General features: G+C 58.2%; 19 protein-coding genes and 1 tRNA gene. 15 read left to right on the forward strand and 5 right to left on the reverse strand.

Features of this window, described 5'->3' with window-relative positions:
• Positions 1-168 precede the first annotated feature (168 nt).
• Entirely contained in the window at positions 169-1,683 is a 1,515-nt protein-coding gene (locus ACP15U_RS01435) for a phospholipase D family protein (protein WP_425043339.1), read from the forward strand.
• Between the two features lie 59 nt (positions 1,684-1,742).
• Here ACP15U_RS01435 and ACP15U_RS01440 read toward each other — a convergent pair whose 3' ends face one another.
• Together ACP15U_RS01440 and ACP15U_RS01445 are read right to left on the reverse strand one after the other, a co-directional pair.
• Positions 1,743-2,366: a phosphoribosyltransferase family protein gene (locus tag ACP15U_RS01440; protein ID WP_425043340.1), complete on the reverse strand. Its 624-nt coding sequence runs from the start codon at positions 2,364-2,366 to the stop codon at positions 1,743-1,745.
• Positions 2,363-3,109, reverse strand: coding sequence for an adenine phosphoribosyltransferase (locus ACP15U_RS01445; protein ID WP_425043341.1), 747 nt, complete (start codon positions 3,107-3,109; stop codon positions 2,363-2,365). The genes ACP15U_RS01440 and ACP15U_RS01445 overlap by 4 nt, the downstream gene beginning before the upstream one ends.
• An 80-nt stretch (positions 3,110-3,189) precedes the next feature.
• On the opposite strand from ACP15U_RS01445, the gene ACP15U_RS01450 reads away from it, so the two are divergent.
• The 8 genes from ACP15U_RS01450 to ACP15U_RS01485 all read left to right on the forward strand — a co-directional run bounded on the left by ACP15U_RS01450 (position 3,190) and on the right by ACP15U_RS01485 (position 9,953).
• Positions 3,190-4,086, forward strand: coding sequence for a LysR family transcriptional regulator (locus ACP15U_RS01450; RefSeq protein ID WP_425043342.1), 897 nt, complete (start codon positions 3,190-3,192; stop codon positions 4,084-4,086).
• 170 nt (positions 4,087-4,256) lie between these two features.
• Positions 4,257-5,360, forward strand: a complete 1,104-nt coding sequence (locus tag ACP15U_RS01455) for a polyamine ABC transporter substrate-binding protein (RefSeq protein ID WP_425043722.1) — start codon at positions 4,257-4,259, stop codon at positions 5,358-5,360.
• 106 nt (positions 5,361-5,466) lie between these two features.
• A complete protein-coding gene (locus tag ACP15U_RS01460) occupies positions 5,467-6,291 on the forward strand; it encodes an ABC transporter permease (protein ID WP_425043723.1) in 825 nt (274 codons plus the stop codon).
• Entirely contained in the window at positions 6,288-7,085 is a 798-nt protein-coding gene (locus tag ACP15U_RS01465; protein ID WP_425043343.1) for an ABC transporter permease, read from the forward strand. Before ACP15U_RS01460 ends, ACP15U_RS01465 begins: the two co-directional genes overlap by 4 nt.
• 1 nt (position 7,086) lies before the next feature.
• Positions 7,087-8,172, forward strand: coding sequence for an ABC transporter ATP-binding protein (locus ACP15U_RS01470; protein ID WP_425043344.1), 1,086 nt, complete (start codon positions 7,087-7,089; stop codon positions 8,170-8,172).
• Between the two features lie 3 nt (positions 8,173-8,175).
• Positions 8,176-9,072: a polysaccharide deacetylase family protein gene (locus tag ACP15U_RS01475; RefSeq protein ID WP_425043345.1), complete on the forward strand. Its 897-nt coding sequence runs from the start codon at positions 8,176-8,178 to the stop codon at positions 9,070-9,072.
• Positions 9,073-9,076: 4 nt separating this feature from the next.
• Entirely contained in the window at positions 9,077-9,520 is a 444-nt protein-coding gene (locus tag ACP15U_RS01480) for a nucleoside deaminase (protein WP_425043346.1), read from the forward strand.
• A gap of 130 nt (positions 9,521-9,650) precedes the next feature.
• Positions 9,651-9,953, forward strand: coding sequence for an SH3 domain-containing protein (locus ACP15U_RS01485; RefSeq protein WP_425043347.1), 303 nt, complete (start codon positions 9,651-9,653; stop codon positions 9,951-9,953).
• A 172-nt stretch (positions 9,954-10,125) separates the two neighbouring features.
• Here ACP15U_RS01485 and ACP15U_RS01490 read toward each other — a convergent pair.
• Positions 10,126-10,200, reverse strand: a tRNA-Gln gene (locus ACP15U_RS01490).
• 108 nt (positions 10,201-10,308) lie between these two features.
• Complete coding sequence (locus ACP15U_RS01495) at positions 10,309-11,298, reverse strand: NADPH:quinone reductase (protein ID WP_425043348.1); 990 nt, start codon at positions 11,296-11,298, stop codon at positions 10,309-10,311.
• Positions 11,299-11,419: 121 nt separating this feature from the next.
• On the opposite strand from ACP15U_RS01495, the gene ACP15U_RS01500 reads away from it, so the two are divergent.
• Complete coding sequence (locus ACP15U_RS01500) at positions 11,420-12,325, forward strand: haloalkane dehalogenase (protein WP_425043349.1); 906 nt, start codon at positions 11,420-11,422, stop codon at positions 12,323-12,325.
• Between the two features lie 18 nt (positions 12,326-12,343).
• On the opposite strand, the gene ACP15U_RS01505 is transcribed toward ACP15U_RS01500, so the two are convergent.
• Complete coding sequence (locus tag ACP15U_RS01505) at positions 12,344-12,805, reverse strand: SH3 domain-containing protein (protein ID WP_425043350.1); 462 nt, start codon at positions 12,803-12,805, stop codon at positions 12,344-12,346.
• 195 nt (positions 12,806-13,000) lie between these two features.
• Here ACP15U_RS01505 and ACP15U_RS01510 point away from each other — a divergent pair, with 195 nt between their 5' ends.
• The 5 genes from ACP15U_RS01510 to ACP15U_RS01530 all read left to right on the forward strand — a co-directional run bounded on the left by ACP15U_RS01510 (position 13,001) and on the right by ACP15U_RS01530 (position 19,390).
• The gene (locus tag ACP15U_RS01510) at positions 13,001-13,987 is read left to right on the forward strand and encodes a 2-hydroxyacid dehydrogenase (protein WP_425043351.1); all 987 of its coding nucleotides are present in this window, start codon (positions 13,001-13,003) and stop codon (positions 13,985-13,987) included.
• Positions 13,988-14,032: 45 nt separating this feature from the next.
• Positions 14,033-14,590 (forward strand): RNA 2',3'-cyclic phosphodiesterase, encoded by a 558-nt coding sequence (gene thpR / locus ACP15U_RS01515; protein WP_425043352.1) that lies wholly within the window; start codon positions 14,033-14,035, stop codon positions 14,588-14,590.
• Between the two features lie 117 nt (positions 14,591-14,707).
• Positions 14,708-16,456, forward strand: a complete 1,749-nt coding sequence (gene ggt, locus ACP15U_RS01520) for a gamma-glutamyltransferase (protein WP_425043353.1) — start codon at positions 14,708-14,710, stop codon at positions 16,454-16,456.
• A gap of 52 nt (positions 16,457-16,508) precedes the next feature.
• Entirely contained in the window at positions 16,509-17,918 is a 1,410-nt protein-coding gene (locus ACP15U_RS01525) for an FAD-binding oxidoreductase (protein WP_425043354.1), read from the forward strand.
• A 104-nt stretch (positions 17,919-18,022) separates the two neighbouring features.
• A complete protein-coding gene (locus tag ACP15U_RS01530) occupies positions 18,023-19,390 on the forward strand; it encodes a hypothetical protein (protein ID WP_425043355.1) in 1,368 nt (455 codons plus the stop codon).
• The last annotated feature ends 128 nt before the right edge of the window (positions 19,391-19,518 follow it).

Consider the following 19,518-nt stretch of genomic DNA (forward strand, 5'->3'; position numbering starts at 1 on the left):
GAAAATCAGTAACCGGAGCAACAGAAGGCTGTCGGTCTCGGTAAAGGAAGACGTTTCCGGCAAAGGCCGAGCGGGGCCTATGGACCCCGGGCCTCGGGTGATCTACCAATCGAACAAGAGGGCGGAAAGCCGCCTGCCGAATGGCTCGATAGCGAGACGGGGTAGCCTGTGAAGAACGTCCGGAATGCTGCTTTCACAGGTGTCCTTTGTCTGTTGGCCGCCTGCACCTATGTGCCTTTCGATACGCCGCGCGAACCCTCGAAGGCTCTTTCGGCGGCGGGAACGCGAAACGCGCGGGCTGCTCTGGATCTGGCCGGGCCGGGGCCGTCCTCGGTTGCCATCGCGCCACTGGTCGACGGCAACGATGCGCTTGGAGCGCGGTTGCGCATGATTGCCGAGGCCGAGCGCTCGATCGATCTCAAAACGTTTCTGATCAAACCGGACATAGCGGGCACTCTGATCTGGGTGGCGCTGTATGATGCTGCAGAACGGGGCGTGAAGGTCAGGCTCTTGTTCGACGATGTGTTCACGACCGCGAAGGATGATGAAATCGCAACTCTGGATGCGCATCCGAACGTAGAGATCCGGGTGTTCAACCCGTTGTCCAGAAACAGCACGTTGGTCGGCAACTTCCTGTTGGATTTTTCCCGTGTTAACAGGCGGATGCACAACAAGGCTATGATCACGGATGGGTTGCTTGCCATTGTCGGCGGGCGCAACATCGCCGACGAGTATTACCAGATCAATGCCTCTCACGAGTTCGCGGATTTTGACCTGTTCGTCGCCGGACAGCCGGTAGCTGAGCTGTCCAATGCGTTCGATCTCTATTGGAATGACCAATGGTCACTACCGCTGTCGGTGTTTGAAACAGGTGATGAAACGCTGTTGCGCGACGCTTTGGCAAAATTCAGGAACCGCAGCGAAAGCGAGGAGGCGGAAATCTACCGCCGAGCCGTGAACTCGACCTATTTGGCGGCCCTCCGCGAAGGGCGTGTTCCCAGTTTTCCCGGGCAGGCGCATGTTGTTGTGGACCAGCCGGGGAAACTGAGAAACCCGCCCGGAAAGGGCCCCTTTGAGGTGGGCGAAAGCCTGTACCAGACGCTCGGGCGCGCACGTCGGGATGTGCTTCTCATTACCCCCTACTTTGTTCCCGAAGCATATGGGTCCGCCTTTTTCCGTTCGCTGTCCGAGCGCGGTGTTCGGGTGCGTGTCATGACCAATTCACTGGCGTCGACGAACCATCCCTATGTTCACGGCGGATATGCACCCTATCGCGCGGAACTGCTGGACGCCGGAGTTGAACTTTATGAGGTGAGGGCAGATGCAACCCGCCTGTTGGCCGGTCTTGACGCACCGCTTACCATGCACACCAAGCTTGCCATCGTCGACGGGCTAACGGTTTTCGTTGGGTCTCCGAATGTCGATCCGCGCTCAATCCGGCAGAATTCCGAAATCGGCATGGTGATCGACAGCCCGGAACTGGCCAGGTCTATTGTTGCGGATATTGCAAAGGTCAGGGCTGATGTGACCTTCCGGGTCGAAAGGACACCCGATGGTGGTATGCGGTGGTATTACGAAGGGCAGTCCGGGGCGCAGGTATTTGAGACCGAGCCGGGCGCAAGCATGTGGCGTCGGATCGTGGCGCGGGTGACAAGCTGGTTGCCGGTCGAGCAGCAGCTTTGAAGGAGGGGCCTCTGCCAGATGGTTGCCCAATCTGACAGAGGCACCGGCCGGGGGGGAGATCAGACCGGAAAGGCCAGTTCCGGCTTGTAGCTATCGAAACTGGACAGGGTTTGCGCATTGCATTCGGTTTGCCAACGCGATCCCTGAACGACAGCAGCAACACACGGGTAGGATTTTCGGTATTCATTGGTGCGCTCGTTTTCTTCGATCGCAACAGCCACCAGACCGGCGACTTTGCCTTTCTGACGCTCTACCAGCCGGATCGCGCCATCCATGGTTCCGCCGGTCTCGACCCACTGGTCGGCAAGCAGAACCCGGGTACCCGGGGCAAAGGCAGGGGTGCGCATTTCCATGTCCTGCGTCCGACCCGAGTAGTTTCCGAACGACACCTTGTCGGTATCCACGCAAAGTTTGCCGGCCTTTCGGATCGGCAGGAACCCAACACCGGATCTGGCAGCCAGAGCCGCGCCGAGAACAAATCCCATCGCATCGAGCCCTGCAACAACGTCGTATTCGACGCCTTCCAGATCAGCCAAGAGGTCATCGAGCAGGTCGGTGAACGCAGCCTGATTGATGTAGATCGAAGTCGGGTCGAGCCATGCGAACTTGTCGCCCTTTGTGTTCGGTGCCATGATGTTGAGGTACCAGCGGTCGTCGCGTGGGCCCTTGTCGTTGTCGGTCATGTCTGTTCTCCTTTGCCCAATTCACGGCTGACCCGCATCAGGTCTGCCAGACGGTTGGGGTCAATGTCATAGAAGTTTCCGGGCTCGTTGATGCCCGTGGCCACCATGAAGCAATCTACATCCCGGTAATTCACGGCGTTTTCGGGTGTGATGCCCGAGGCCAGCGCCAGCGGTCTGTCCCCGATGGCCCCCCGAAATGTGTCGACTTTGCCAAGCTCGGCCTCGTGCCCGGTGGCCACGCCGGATGTCGTGACTACGTCCATGAAGGCACTGGCTTCGCGGGCCGCGTCGCCATAATGTTCCGGCGCGACTTCACGTTGTTTCTTGAAGCAGGTTCCGCCGAAGTACATTCCGCGCCAACCGCTATCGTCATAAATCTTCGCAATCTCTTTCGCCTCGGCGTTGACGCCGTGCTCGTCAATGCATGCATCGTCGGCCCAATAGGCGTCCACCGGATACCCTTCGCGATCGAGTTTACCAAGTATGGGAAAGGCATCACGCCCGGTAACAGCAAGAAAGTTCACGCCCATCCAGAGCGAGGGGAACCGTTCGCGAATGTGCCTGATGATCGGCAAAAAGCGCTCGGGTTCGAAATCATGGTTGATCAGGAAACATCCGGCTGCCCCGCCGCCAACAACTTCGCGGACGTTCCGCTCCGTGCGCGCGTCGTCGAGCACATGGATGACGGGAAGCACCACTGGGCCGACAGATTTGAAGTGTTTGTGAAAGTCCGAGCGTAGCATGATGTCAGGGTAACGAGGCAAAGTGGATTAAAGAAATTTATTGTTGCAATTGATGGATTGATAATTGAAATCTTTATCTCATGCGCAACGTAAACCTACCGACGGACCTGCTGCGCACCTTTGTCACTGTGATCGAGGTGCAGAGCTTTACGCGCGCCGCTTATCTTCTGGGGCGCTCACAACCTGCTGTCAGTCTTCAGATCAAGCGGCTTGAGCAACTCGTTGGTTACAAGCTGATCAACCAGAAGGGCAGGGTCATGCAGGTCAGCGAGCGGGGCGAAGCATTGGCGATGCATGCCCGTCAGATCCTGAGAATCAACGACCTTGCCATGGGCCTCTTTGAACGGCGCAGTGGCGCCGAAGCGCTGCGTGTGGGACTGCCACTTGATTATGGCGTCCGCCTGTTGCAACGCAACCTGACCGGGTTGATGAAAGACAATGCGGAATTGCGTCTGAACATTCGCTGCGATCTGTCCAAGAACCTGCACGAGGCCCTGCTGAGTGACGAGATCGACATGATCGTGGCGCTGTATCAGGACGGAGATCCCCAGTTTCTGGTGCGGCGTTGGGAAGAACAGCCGTTCTGGGCCGGAGCATCGGACTCCGATCCACGGGAGTTCGCAGACCTGCCGCTGGTCGCGCACCCGTCGGGATGCGTTTATCGGCAGCGAATGACCGATGCGCTGAAATCGGTTCAACGTGGCTGGGACGTGGTGTTCTCCAGCCCGGATATCGAAGCGGTTCAGCAAGCAGTGCGCGACGGGCTGGGTTTTTCCAGCCTAACCGCGTCGACCATTCAAAAGGGAATGCGACACATCCCGCCCGAAGAAGGGCTGCCGTCGCTAGAGCCGCTTCGCATAGGACTGTTCTATCGGCAAACACGCCTTGGAAGCTGGGGGAACCTCGTGGCGGATTGCCTGACCTCGACGATCGAGAGCAGCCTGCAGGATGCGCCCGCAGATGCAGCGGTCATTTAGAGGGTTAATGGATTCATATATTCGATAAATTTCCTTTTGCTTTTGATTCTGGCTAGTCTCGACTCAATCAAGGCAAGACACTCCCCGGTAAAGAGGGAGACCGACCACAAATAGACGACAACAGCGGAGAAAAAATCATGGGCGATAGGAAGAAAACCGGATCCGGTCAAATGCTTAGAAGGGATGTCCTGCGGCTGGGCGGCGGGCTGGCGCTGAGCGCCCCGTTTGTGGGTCGCGCCTGGGCTCAGACCACCGAGATTAACATGCTCGCATGGTACGGACACGGCGAACCGGACATGGTGGGCGAGTTCGAGGCCGCCAACAACGTCAAATTCGTTCCGAAATACTACGCCGGTGGTGACAACATGCTGGCGTTGATCGCCCAGTCCCCTCCGGGCACCTATGACCTGATTCTGTCTGATGCTGAGTTCGTTCAGCAGCTCAATGCAGCGGGCTACATTGAAGAGCTCAATGCGGGTGACTACCCGTTCGACGACATGCTGCACGAGGATTTCACCAAGTTCCCGGGCCATTGGGATGGCGACAAGCTTTACTCGATGATCCTACGCGGCGGGCATCTCGGTGTAAGCTACAACACCACCGCGATCAGCGCCGAAGAGGTGCAAAGCTACGATGCGTTCTGGAAGCCGGAGGTGAAAGGGAAGGTCGGACATTTCGACTGGCATCTGCCAAATCTGGGAATGATGAGCTTGAAGAACGGCAACGGCGCCAATTTGTGGAACGTGGATGATGACCAATGGCAGGCCGTCCAAGACACAACCATGACCCTGCGCCCACAGATTGGCGGGTTTTTTGACTATGGCGGTACCTTCAACGGGCTGAAGAACGGTGAAATGCTGGCCATGTGCGGGATCGGTGACTGGATCACCGGTGTACTTGAGCGCGATGGCGCACCCGTTGCCTCGGTCATTCCGAAAGAAGGCGGCATCCAGTTTACGGAAAGCTATTCGATCGGAAAGGGCAGCCAGAAGGCAGACCTCGTGACCAAGTTCATCCAATACATGATGTCGCCCGAAGGGCAGGTGAAATCGGCGCAGATGCTGGCCTATCCGGGGTTCTGCGTGACAAAGGCAGGTCGTGCCAAGCTGCAGGAGGTTGATCCAAAGGAAGCCAAGCGCAGCCACCAGGTGGACGGCATGCCAAATGATCCGATTGCTCTGATCAACGAAGGTCGGATTCACTACCGCGATATCCCGCAGCAGCAGTCGCTGGAAGATTGGAACGACTTCTGGTCGGAATACAAGAACGCCTGACCATAGCCGTCAGACCAACGGTCCCGGCTGCCTCGCGCGGCCCGGACCAACACTGACCTGAGGGGCTGATCGGGTGAGCCGCAATAAAGAATTCGATTTATACGCAATGACATGGCGACTGCCGATCATCATCTGGCAGCTTATGTTCTTTGTCGGTCCGGTGCTTTTCATGGTCGCAATATCGTTCTTCGTCGTGAAGAACTATCGAATGAATGCGGCCTTCGAGTTTGTGAACTGGCAAAAGATGCTGAGCCGGGGGTATTTCTGGGACAGCTACTGGTACACGCTGCTTATTGCGTCGCTAAGCGCGACGATCGCGATGTTGATTGCATTTCCGGCAGCCTACACATTGGCCTTTCGGGCCAGCGAAGCCTTGCGTCGGTGGGCGGTCTTTCTGCTGATCATACCGTTTTTCACCTCATACCTTGTGCGAACTTTCTCGTGGTATGTGATCCTGGCAGAAAGCGGTGTTCTGAATGCGATGCTGGGTTATGTCGGGTTAGGCCCGTTCAAGATGCTGAATACGCATTTCGGCACGGTCATCGGATACCTGACGCTGACCCTTCCCTTGGCGGTGATCCTGCAAACGGTGACAATGGCGAATATCGACAAAACTTTGGTCGAAGCCGCGCGCAACCTAGGGTGCAAACCGTTTGAAACGATTTGGCGGGTGGTCATTCCCCTGTCGAAGACCGGCCTGATCATCGCTGCCCTGTTCTGTTTCATCCTGTCCTTTGGTGACTTCATTGCGCCTTTCTATCTCGGCGGCAGTCAGGAGCCGACCTTGCCGATCTTGATCCTTGACACCACGAAATCAGGCCAACAGTGGCCGCGTGCAGCCGTTGTGGCCATCATGATGATGGTTACGCTCTTTACCATCGCCTTTGCCGCGATCGCGCTTGCGTATCGCAAGCCTAAAGGTGCGACATGAATGAGAACCGCACCTTGAACCTGATGCTGGGCATATATGTCGCCCTCATCTTCGTTTTCGTCTTTGCTCCGATCGTGTTCAGCCTCGTGTTCTCGCTGAATTCCCAGCGGTTCCCGACGATCCCGCTGGGAGAGTTTTCGACCCAGTGGTACGAAAAGATTCTGGGCGACCCGGATATCTGGCAGGCGGCCGTAAACTCGGTCATCGTTTCCGGCTGCAGCGCCGTGCTGGCGACATTCTTGGGCTTTTCAACGGCCTACTCTGATTTTCGCTACAACTTCCGTTTCAAAGGCGCCTATCTGGCACTGATCCTGCTGCCGCCGACGATCCCGCTGATCATCATGGCGCTGGCGATGCTGGCGTGGCTGTCCAAGCTCGGGATGTCAGGCTATCTCTGGTCAATCATCCTTGCCCATTCCGTTCTGACGGCACCGTTTGCGATGGCAATCATCCGTCTGCGTCTGCAGCAGATGGACCCGGATCTCGAAGCTGCAGCGTGGAATCTTGGGGGCAGCGAATGGCAGACAATGCGCCATGTAATCATCCCGTTCTGTGCCCCGGCAATTGTCTCTTCACTGTGCCTGACGGCTGCGGTCTCTTTCGATGAATTTGCCGTTGCATGGTTCGTGTCGGGTTTGAACAAGACGGTGCCGGTCGTGATCCTTGAAATCGTTCAGGGCAACATCGATCCGCAGGTCAACGCCATCGGGACATTCGTGTTCCTCACTTCAATGACGCTGGTAATCCTTGCACAGGTATTTTTCATCAGCCGCCAGATAAGAAGCCATTCCTGACATGACTGAACCACTCGTGACTTTCCGCAATGTCCAGAAACGGTTTGGCAGTTTCGTGGCCGTGCGCGACATGGATCTTGATATTCAATCTGGCGAGTTTCTTGCCATCATGGGGTCTTCGGGCTGCGGAAAGACCACGACGCTGCGCATGCTGGCGGGACTGGAAAGCCCGACATCAGGAGAAATTCGCATTGGCGGGCGGGTAATGAACGACGTCAAACCGCATGAGAGAGACACGCCTCTGGTCTGGCAGTCTCTGGCGCTTTTTCCGTTTCTTTCAGCCCGCGAAAACGTAGAGTTTGGACTTAAGATGCGGGGCGTCGACAAGGCGGAGCGCAAGCGGCGCGCTCTGGATTGGCTGGACCGGATGCACATCGGAGAATTCGCCGAGCGCAATGTTGACACTCTGTCGGGCGGTCAGAAGCAGCGGGTGGCACTGGCGCGAAGTCTCGTCATGGAGCCGCAAATGCTGTTGCTCGACGAACCGCTTTCGGCGCTCGACGCCAATCTGGTTATTCGGATGCAGGGGGTGCTGACACAGCTGCAGAAGGAACTGGGCATCACCTTTGTCTATGTCACCCATTCGCAGTCCGAAGCTTTTGCCATGGCCGACCGCGTTGTCATCATGAGCCAGGGCGACATTGCACAGGTCGGAACGCCCAAGGACATCTATCGTGCGCCTGCCAACCGTTTCGTGGCCGAGTTCGTCGGGCGCAACAATATTCTAACGGGCAAGGTAGAGGAAGCCGGTGCGGAATTCGCGCGCATCTCGACGCCGGTCGGCAGTTTTCGAGTCAAAGCGCCGGATTTTGTGCTGGGTACCGGAGAAGATCGGAGTTTTGTTGTCTCCGCTGATCTGGTTGCGCTTGGTCTCGGGGAACCGGAGGGGCCAAACAGCGTGCAGGCCAAGCTGATTTCGGAAGAATTCATCGGATCTGTTGTCACTCTGTTCCTCGAAGGCGGTGACGGTCAGGAGTTCAAGGTCCAGATGCAGGAGCGGGAGTTGCTGAATCTGGATCTGTCAGCGGGAACGGTGGTCTGGTTGAGCTGGAAGCCCGAAAATGCACATATGCTGGAGAGCGGCTGACCCATGATCCGAAACCCGATCCCATGGCCCGATGGAGCGAAATGCGCTGTGGCGATCACGTTCGACATGGATGCGGACAGTCTGATCCATGTAGCCCGCCCGCAGGACAGCCACCGCCGCCTGTATCCGATCAGCATGGGTCGTTACGGTCCGAATGTGGCGCTGCCACGAATCCTCGATACCTACCGCCGGTTCGGCCTGAAACAATCCTTTTTCATCCCCGGCTGGTGTCTGGAACAGTATCCCGACACCGTCGAAGCCATTCTGAAAGATGGGCACGAGATCGGCCATCACGGGTGGTTGCACGAGGACCCGGTTTCGACCCACGGCAGCCAACGCGAGTGGTTCGAGCGCGCGCTAGAAGCCCACAGACGCATCTGTGGCCGGTTGCCACGCGGGTATCGTGCCCCGGTGTATAATATCACCGACGAGGTCGTGGACCTGATGCTTGAGCACGGGCTAAGATATGACAGTTCGATGATGGGGGACGATATCCCATACTCGCTGCAAAGCGACAAAGGGCGACTCTATGAGATGCCGGTTCACTGGGGCACGGACGACTGGCCGCCATTCGCCCATTTCGAGGAAATCGGATACATGATGCCGGTCAGGGCTCCGTCCGAGGGACTTGCCGCATTCTGGGAAGAATTCGAAGCACAGTACGAAGCAGGCGGCTTTTTCATGATGATCGTGCATCCTTTTCTTACCGGGCGTCTGGCCCGCTGGCGTCTGGTGGAGGCATGGATTGAACAAACGCTGAAAACCCGCGATGTCTGGTTCACATCGCTCGAAGGAGTAGCAGATCACATGGACAAGCTTGAACGGTCCGGCACATGGTCGCCAACGGTCGAGCCGCTGCCGTATTACGCATCGCCCCCTGCGGGGCAGAAAGGGGCCTGAAATGATGACGGATGACGACAAACGCTTGCTTCGCATCGCCTATGACGAAGCAAAGGCGGGTTATGACGAAGGCGGCTGCCCGATCGGGTCAGTTCTGGCGCGTGACGGCAAGGTCGTTTCTCAGGGACGGAACCAGAGGGTTCAAAAGGGGGATCCGATCGCGCACGGAGAAATGGACGCGTTGCGCAAGGCAGGTCGGCAAAAGACCTACCGGGATACGGTCCTGTACACGACACTTTCGCCCTGCATGATGTGTACCGGAACGATCCTGCAATTTGATATCCCGCGGGTCGTCATTGGCGATACTCAGAATTTCGGCGGCAACGAAGAGTTCCTCAGATCTCGGGGCGTTGAGGTCGTGATCGTAAAGGATCCCGATTGCGTGTCCCTGATGAAGCGTTTCATCGAAGAAAAACCCGAGCTTTGGGCAGAGGATATCGCCGAGTAAACGGTGACAGCGCCTGGGATGCGGTCGTGCTCCTGCAAACATATGTAGGCGTGCTTTCTCTGCCATTGCGGTTGCCGGGCGCGCGTAGCTCGACCTACACTGGGCGCGAGGCACAATTCGGGAGATCAAGATGCAAAGGACCGCTCTTGGCGCGTTCATGATGATAGCGTTGATGCTGGGGTTGAACTTGGATCCAGCCAATGCCAACTCCGGTCAATACTACGAGGTCGTCGGTGTCGAAGGCGACGACATGCTGAAACTGCGCGCCGGTCCCGGCACCGGCTACAGGATCATTGTCGGGCTTCCCAACGGTACCGTTCTTCGGCTTCACGATTGCCAGCAGATCGGCAGTACCGAGTGGTGCAAGGTTTCATTGAAAGAGGCTCGAAGCCTCACCGGTTATGTGTCTTGGCACTACTTGAAGGGGCTGTGAACGTAGGGGCACATCAAAACTGAAGGGTGCTTCGCAGCGCCTCAATTTGAGTTAACCAGTTGGCCGAGATTGAAGGCGGCGAATGATGTGACGTGTTGAGCACACGCCGACATGCGACGTTGTTGAGCCGTCCGCTCCGAGCGAGGCATTTATTAACCATGAATAGTGAGCTTGGCTGGGGTGGTAGGATTCGAACCTACGATACACGGTACCAAAAACCGCTGCCTTACCACTTGGCTACACCCCAACGGTGAGCGGCTAATTACTCACCTTGGCGGATTGGTTCAAGGCCTGATCGCAAAAAATCCACCGGTTCGGCCAAAAAACTTTTCTGCATCGATTGCATCGGAAATTTTTAGGGAATTTCGAGCAGAACGGCCCCGTTGCGCCGGCCCGATGCCACCAGGTCATGCGCCTCGTCGGTTGCCTTGAGCGGCAGGACCCGATCCACTGGACTGTAGAGGGCTCCGTCGGCAATGGCGTGGTCCAGTTTTCCGATCGCCATGTCTCGGACGTCGCGTGGCAACAGGTAGACAAGTCCCATTTCCAGTGTCACTGATTTGAACATCAATGGCATGAACGGCAGAACAGGGCTCGGGCAATGGGCTGAGCCATAGGCGTTGATCCTGCCGTTTTCGGCAATGACTTCGATATCGGTTTCGACATTCTCGCCGAACTCGAGTTCTACGATGCGATCAACCGGATGACCACCGTTGGCAGAAATAATCTGGGCGGCAAGATCCGGGTCGGCATAGTCGAGCACCACGTCAGCGCCGGCTTCGAGAACTTTCTCCGATTTGCCAGGGCTGGCCGTGGCGATGACGCGGGCGCCGCCCCATTTGGCAAGCTGGACCGCCAGAAAGCCCACGCTGCCTGCACCGCCGTGGACCAGCACGCTGGCGTCAGAGACAGATCCGCCGCTGAACACCATATGCGCGGCCGTTGTGCCGGGAATGCCCAATGTGGCTCCGGTCTCAAGGCTGGCCTTCCGTGGAAGGGGAACGGCTTGCTCCGAGGGCAGGGCGATCTGCTGCGCAGCCGTTCCGAAAGGCCTGCGCCATTGACCGTTCCAAACCCACACCTCTTCACCGATCCGGGCCGGGTTCACACCGGAGCCGACGGCGGAAACTCGACCCGACCCGTCGCTATGTGGCACGATGACGGGGAAGGGCGGTTTGGTCACGCCAGGGCGCGATCCCGACCTCGCCTTAACATCGGACGGGTTGACCGCGGAATAGGCAAGATCAACCGTGACTTCTCCGGGGGAGGGTATAGGGTTTTCGATGTCGCCATAGTTCAGCACATCCGATGCGGCGCCAAACGCACTGTAGGAAATTGCCTTCATCTCAGTCGGTTCCTGCTGTTGTTTTCCGTGACGTTTACCCTAGCCCGGGACGTCGTCAATGCTAGGCTCGTATTCGTGCCTATCCCGGAATGGTATAAGAGTGGATCAGGGAGGAACCGCCATGAAAACCCTCAGAACCCCGGATGCCCGGTTTGACGCCCTGCCGGACTACCCGTTTCGGCCCCACTACGTGACAATTGATGACACCGAGGGGGGCTCGCTCAGGGTTCACTATGTCGATGAAGGGCCCGATGGCGCGGCCCCGGTGCTGATGATGCATGGCGAGCCGTCGTGGTCCTTCCTCTATCGCCACATGATTCCAGTCGTGGCAAAGGCCGGGCATCGGGTCGTGGTGCCGGATCTGATTGGTTTTGGAAAATCCGACAAGCCGACCGAACGCACCGATTATACCTATGATCGGCACATCGATTGGATGGGGCAGGTGGTTCGCCAACTCGATCTGAAGGGCATTACACTTGTCTGTCAGGATTGGGGCGGTCTGATCGGGCTCAGACTGTGGGCAGAAATGCCCGAGCGATTTGCCCGCATCGTCGTCGCCAACACCGCATTGCCTACGGGCGAGCAGAAATTGAACGAGGCGTTTTATTCGTGGCAGCAGTTCAGTCAGGAGGTCGAGGAATTCGATTCCGGGCGCATCGTTTATGGCGGAACCATATCGAAACTCACTGATGCCGAGGTTGCGGCATACAATGCGCCTTTTCCAGACGACAGCTACAAGGCCGGGGCACGTCAGTTTCCGATGCTGGTTCCTGATCGCCCTGACGCTCCGGGTGCCGCCGGAAACCGAGCCGCTTGGGATGTGATCCGAACGCTGGACACACCAGTTCTCACAGCCTTTGGGGCCGACGACATGGTTATGGCCGGAGTCGATGCAGTATTTCAGAAACTCTGTCCGGGGGCCGAAGGGCAGCCGCATGTGATCCTGCCGAATGCGGGGCATTTTCTTCAGGAAGATGTGGGGAAAGATCTGGCCGGGCTGATCGTCGAGTTCATTGACCGCACCTGACCACCCGGAGCGGAGGAATCAGTCGCGAATTTCGCTCATTGAGACGCCCCAAAGGCTGCTTTTGGGGGCCCAGCCGCGATAACCGCCGGACGAGATCCGGCACCAGTCGGCGTTGCAATCACCCAATCGTGCCACAACACCCATCTCGAAAACGGCCGAAACCGGAGCGTCGGGATCGGGGCGCGACCTGACCTGCAGCATATCGCGTTCGACAAGCACTGTCCGCACACCGGACAGCAGCGCGTAATGGACCCAGCCTCCGGCCCCGTCGCGGTCCTGAACCCGGCGCCAGTGGCCGTATTCGGCGGTGATCTGCAAAGGCATGTCGCGGCGCTGGAACACCCAGTCGATACGGTGTGTCAGAGATGGCCCGCGACGGACATTGCCTTCGCTGGTCTTCATTGAGACATAGCGGGGCAGCGGAAGGTTGGTAACGGATCCCCGCTGTTCGGCTGCGAAAACACTGCCGGATAGGATCATAAGAATCGCTGAAATCCCCGCAAACGCGAGGCGTCTGTAAACGCCGGATTGGGTCACTGCCTGCCTGCCCGTATCTGTTCAATCTATTCTCAATAAAAGGCTGCGTCATTTGCGCATGGGGTTCTTGTGCCCCGCCCTGTCCTGCGCCACGATGCCATGGCGCAAACCGATTTGAAAAGCGTGAGGAGAGCGGAAGTGTCAAGAGAACGCCTGAGTGTTGTCGTAACGCGACGGTTGCCGGAGGCCGTCGAAACCCGGATGAGCGAGCTGTTCGATGTTCGACTGAGAGAAGACGACACACCTATGACCCGTGCCGAACTGGTCGATGCGGTAAAAACTGCCGATGTTCTGGTGCCAACTCTCAACGATGAAATAGACGCTTCGTTGATTGCTCAGGGGTCCGAGCGGCTCAAGCTGATTGCGAATTACGGGGCCGGTGTCGATCATATCGATGTGCACACGGCCCGGCAGCGTGGCGTTTTGGTGTCCAATACGCCCGGTGTTCTGACCGATGACACCGCGGACATGACAATGGCGCTGATACTCGCCGTTACCCGTCGCATTCCCGAAGGGTTGTCGGTTATGCAGAAGAGCGAATGGGGCGGCTGGGCTCCCACCGCATTGCTGGGCGGGCGGATCGCCGGTCGACGGCTTGGAATCCTGGGTATGGGCCGGATCGGTCAGGCCGTGGCCCGCAGGGCAGCCGCCTTTGGGATGCAGATCCACTATCACAATCGTCGCCGCTTGCGCCCGGAAACCGAGGAAGAACTGGAAGCAACCTGGTGGGAAAGCCTCGACCAGATGGTGTCGCGAATGGATGTGATTTCGGTCAACTGTCCGTCAACACCGTCGACCTTTCACCTGATGAATGCGCGGCGGCTCAAGCTGATGAAGCCGTCCTCGGTGATCGTGAACACGTCGCGAGGCGAGGTGATTGACGAAAACGCTCTGACAAGGATGATACGCGCCAGCGAGATCGCCGGGGCCGGGCTGGACGTTTACGAACACGGCATCAACGTGAACCCCAGACTGCGCGAGTTGCCAAACGTCGTGTTGTTGCCGCATATGGGATCGGCGACGCTCGAAGGGCGGATCGAGATGGGCGAGAAAGTCATCATCAACATCAAGACATTCGGGGATGGTCATCGCCCACCTGATCAGGTTGTACCGGCTATGCTGTAACCCGCATTCTGGCCGGGTCGGTGCCAGGGTTGGCGGTGTCGAGAGATGCGAAGCTTCATTGCGATAAATCCCGGCGAAGACACCGGGCGGGCGCTCTGCGCATTGCAGTCACGGTTGCCTGCGGGGCGCCCTGTGCCGGGGCACAACTTGCACCTGACGCTGGCCTTTCTGGATGATCAGCCCGAAGAGCGTCTTGAAGAACTGCATTATGAGCTGGAACAGATCGAAGCCTCCTGTTTCGAAGTGCAACCCGCAGGTCTGGGTTGGTTTGGCAGGTCGACGCCGAATTTGATCTACGCAGATCTCGAACCAAGTCCGGCACTACAAGATTTGCACGCCCGTGTCGTGAGGGCCGTCCACGTGGTGGGTATCCAGACAAAGCTGAGCCGCTTTCGTCCTCACATCACGCTGGCGCGCATGCGCCAACACCCCAACGCCAGCGAGGTTCGCGACATCCTGGAGTTCTTTGAAACCGGGCCGGAATTTCGAGCGCCACCGTTTCTTGTTGAGCGGTTTGGTCTCTATCAATCGACACTGATGCCAACTGGGGCAGTGCATGACGAACTGGCCAGCTATGAGCTGAATCGGTTGGCTTACGGCTAAATTGGCGCGGTCAGCAATTGGCGCTGCGATTTTCCTTCGCTAAGGTTCAGCCACGTTCAGAGTCGGTGAGGGAACATCATGCGCAACTGGATTTCTGGCCTGCTAATGAGTGCGTCCATGGCTGCCGTCGCAATGGCACAAGAAGCCGCAGACGCGGTGGCCCCCGAGGCGGCGACCGAAGGCCGGCTGCAATCCCTATCGCCGGAGATTTCCGCATCCTTTGAAGCCCGGGACGCTGGCCGGCCAGTGTCGGCGAACACTTGGATGGTCGCTGCGGCCAATCCGTTGGCAGTGCAGGCCGGTGCCGACATCCTGCGGGCGGGCGGTTCGGCGGCTGATGCGATGGTCGCCGTGCAGACGGTTCTGGGCCTGGTCGAGCCGCAATCTTCCGGGCTTGGCGGTGGGGCCTTTCTGGTCTGGTATGATTCGGCCTCCGGAGAGCTGACCACTCTGGATGGGCGCGAAACTGCGCCATTGGCTGCAACACCGCGCCTGTTTCAGGATGAGAGCGGTGATCCGCTCAAATTCTTTGACGCCGTTGTGGGCGGTCGGTCGGTTGGAACGCCGGGCACGCCTGCCTTGCTGCAAGAGGCGCACCGGCGTTGGGGGCGCAGCCCTTGGCCTTCCCTGTTTGATGCCGCGATCGGGCTGGCGGAAGATGGCTTTGCGGTTTCGCCCCGGCTGGCTGGTCTGGTGACGCGCGACGCCGAACGGCTGGCGCGCTTTCCCGATACTGCTGCCTATTTCCTGCCGGGTGGCGCACCACTGGAAGCGGGGCAGGTGTTGATCAATTCGGCTTATGGAGACACGCTTCGAACGCTTGCTTCGCAAGGGGCAGAGGGGTTCTATTCCGGTCCGGTGGCGGCCGATATACTGCGTAGCGTTCACAACGCGCCCGGAAATCCGGGTGTTTTGTCGGCGCGGGATCTGGCGCTCTATCAGGTCCGGGAACGACCGGCGGTGTGTGCGCTCTATCGCGGCTATGACGTCTGTGGCATGGGGCCGCCATCGTCTGGCGCTCTGACCGTAGGCCAGATCCTCGGCCTGCTGTCGCCTTTCGACCTTTCGGCGCTTGGTCCGGATTCTCCTGAAGCATGGCGGCTAATCGGGGATGCGTCACGCCTCGCATTCGCCGATCGCGGACGTTACATGGCCGACAGCGATTTCGTTCCCATGCCGACCGAGGGGCTGGTCGACCCAGATTACCTGAGATCGCGGTCGGACCTTTTGCGCGGCGACGATGCGCTGCCCGAGGTGACCCCCGGAGAGCCGGAGTTTGACCATGCCGGGCTTTGGGCGGACGACGAGTCGCTCGAACTGCCCTCGACTTCGCACATCTCGATCGTTGACAGCTATGGCAATGCCCTGTCGATGACGACAACTATCGAGAACGCCTTTGGGTCGCGACTGATGGTCCGTGGTTTCCTGCTGAACAATGAACTCACTGACTTTTCCTTTCGCACCCATCGCGACGGGGTGCCGATCGCCAACCGGTTGGAACCCGGCAAACGGCCACGGTCTTCGATGGCACCGACAATCGTGATGCAGGGCGGCAAGCCGGCTCTGGTCATCGGATCTCCCGGTGGCAGCCGCATTATTGGATATGTCGCCAAGTCGATCATCGCTTGGGCGGATTGGGGAATGGATGTTCAGCAGGCGGTGTCGCTGCCCCATCTGGTCAACCGGTTTGGCACCTATGACATTGAAGCCGGGACTTCTGCCGAAGGGTTGGAGGAATCCTTGTCCGAGCTGGGGTTCGAGACCGAGATCCGTGATCTCAATTCGGGACTTCATGCCATTTCGATTGGCTCTGTTCTCGAGGGCGGGACTGATCCCAGACGGGAAGGCATAGCTCTGGGCGAGTAATCATCGGCGGGCTACAAAGACGACGAACAGGACATTTGGGGAGAATGACCGCATGGTCCAGGCAACTGCATTGCCGCGCAACGATGCCGGCATCGAAACTGTCACGGCAATTCTGAAACAGAGATTTTCTGACCGCCTGCAAACGGGCGCATCCATTCGCGAGCAGCACGGGCATACAACCACGTGGATCGACAACCAGATGCCAGATGCCGTGGTGTTTCCGCAATCGACCGACGAGGTCGCCGAGATCGTTCGCATTTGTGCGGAACACAAGGTGCCTGTTATTCCCTTCGGAACCGGCACCTCGCTCGAAGGCCATGTGAATGCCCCCGCTGGCGGTATCTCGGTGGATGTCTCGCAGATGAACAAAATTCTGGCGGTTCATGCTCAAGATCTGGATGTGGTGCTTCAACCTGGAGTGACCCGCGAGGAACTCAATATGTTTTTGCGCGACCAGGGGCTGTTCTTTCCAATCGATCCGGGGGCCAATGCGTCATTGGGGGGGATGGCGTCGACCCGGGCCTCAGGGACCAATGCGGTGAGATACGGCACGATGAAGGACAACGTTTTGGCGCTGGAGGCGGTGATGCCGGATGGCGAGATTGTCCGAACAGCCCAGCGGGCCAAGAAATCATCAGCCGGCTACGATCTGACCCGCCTTCTTGTCGGCGCCGAAGGAACGCTTGGGATCATCACCGAGATCACCCTTAAGCTGCAGGGCATCCCAGAGGCGATCAGCTCTGCCCGCTGCTCTTTTCCTTCAGTGGATGCCGCCTGTCAGGCTGTCATGATGACTATCCAATACGGGGTTCCGGTCGCCCGGATCGAACTGCTTGATGCACTGTCAGTCGCTGCGGCCAATGCCTACTCCAAGCTTGACCTGCCGGAGACACCGCTGCTGTTGCTCGAGTTTCATGGATCCGAAGCCGGGGTTGTGGAACAGGCCGAGACCTTTGGGCAGATTGCCGGGGAATTCGGGGGCAGCGACTTTGCGGCTACGACCTCGACAGAAGAACGAAGCAAGCTCTGGCAGGCCCGGCACGACATGTATTGGGCTTCACTTCAGTTGCGCCCGGGGGCAAGCGGTATCTCCACCGATGTTTGTGTTCCGATTTCACGCCTTGCCGAATGCGTGACTGCCTCTGCTGAAAAGGCGGCTGAAATGGGATTGATCGCCCCGATTGTCGGGCATGTGGGCGACGGTAACTTTCACACGCTATTGCTGATCGACCGGGAAAACCCGGACGAGGTTGCCAAAGCCGATACGTTTGTGGGCTGGTTGAATGACCTTGCAATTTCGATGGATGGTACCTGCACCGGAGAGCATGGAATTGGGCAGGGCAAACGCCCATACCTAGAAAAGGAGCTTGGTCCGGCAATACGCTACATGGCAGCGATAAAGGCGGCCTTGGATCCGGATAACATCATGAATCCCGGTAAAATTCTGCCTTCCTCTACGTAAGCTTCGGGGATTTCCAGAAAGGGGCAGGCTTTAGACACAGAGCTGCCCCATTTTTTTGGTCTTACTCTCCTCAGAATTGTTCTCAGAATTTTTGGAGAGATAACATGAGTTTCGTTCGGGCCTCGGGATTCGCGCTTATTTGTTGCGCCGTAGCTCTTGGGGTGGACTATTTTCAGCAAAGCAAGACGACTGAAGGCAATTTGAACCTTTCGTCTTACATGAGCACGGTTACCGGTCGGATGGAGGGGTTCCGTAGTGACCGCAAAGCCGCCGAGCTAGAACGCGATCGGGAAAAGCGGTGGCGGGTTGGTGGACGGGGCTATTTGCCCGAACCGCCCGAAGGCTGGACTCGAAGAGCCATTGCCGACCGCGATTATGACGTTGCCGATTTCGCATCCATTCGTCGGGGAGACCCCAGCAAGTCCGCCGCGCCGCTTTTGGTTGGCATCGCCACCAAGGAGGCCGCCAAGCGGGCCAAGAAATACGACAAGCAGGGTTGGGTATACGAGCGTGACGGCGATACGGTTTGGATCCGTGTCGGCTTGCACCAACCGGCGAACATGAATGCGCTGACCGGGCTGGTCGCGACTACTCTGTCCGGCTTCGACATTTCCGAAGCCGAGCTGGCACCGCTGGGTGTGATCGGCGGCGTCTCATTTGTCGAGAGAACACATGACAAGGTTTCGACAGCTGCCCTGGATAACTGGTCTATGGTCAAGGCCGCGCGTGTTCAGGATGCCGGAATTCCCTATCGACAGATCACAGGCCGTATCGGGTTTGGGCAGGAAATTAGCCTGAGCGTGTTCACGGACGCCTCGGATGCAGTGTTGCGGCAGCTGCTGGTACAGATTGATTATGACGGTTTGAACGCACTGCTGTCCGCTCCGATTGCGACGGTCGGCAATGACATTAAGGTTCCTTTGTTGCAGCAGCCGGAACTTGCGATGGAAATGCGGAACCTGCGCGCCGAATTCATCGAGCTGCGTACTCTTGCCGCTCAGCATCGTTTAGAAAATGTCGATCCACACGCGCTGGTGGTTAACACGGTCGCGCGGGGGCATGGTTTGCCGGATGGTCTGGTTGATCTGACAGCCGGAGAGGTTCCGACCATGGCGATGCTGCTGGAAATCGGTTACCGGGAAGGTCTGGCCGCCCTCATGGAAGAGGACCGGCGCAAGGCGGATCTCGGCATCGGCGGCTTCTTTGCTGCGATGGTCAGCGGTGCCGATCCTGAAGCATTGACCGAGCGTCCAAAGGCAAAGACCATTGCCGAAGCGCCTCCGAACGAGCCCAAGAAGTCAAAGGGAACGCTGCAATGGCTCTGGGGGTCGTCCGAACAGGCATCAGCAGGTGGTGCCGGTGGCGATGTGCGGGTCAACAAGGGCGGTGGCTCAGGGGCGAGTAGTGGCTTTGGCAAGGGCGCCTGCCAGCAGGTAGGTGCCATGAAAAGATGCAGCGTGCCCGGCGGCTGAGCTTCTGATCAGTTTCCCGACTAAGCATTTGCGACCCGCAACAACCTTGCGGGTCGTTTTTAATTGATCACAGGTCGGATGGTTGTCGCGTCCGGCCCCGCAATTGCGCCATATGATGGCAAAACATT

Origin of the sequence: Primorskyibacter sp. S87 (assembly GCF_049801055.1) — a bacterium.
Lineage (GTDB): Bacteria > Pseudomonadota > Alphaproteobacteria > Rhodobacterales > Rhodobacteraceae > JBNAGF01.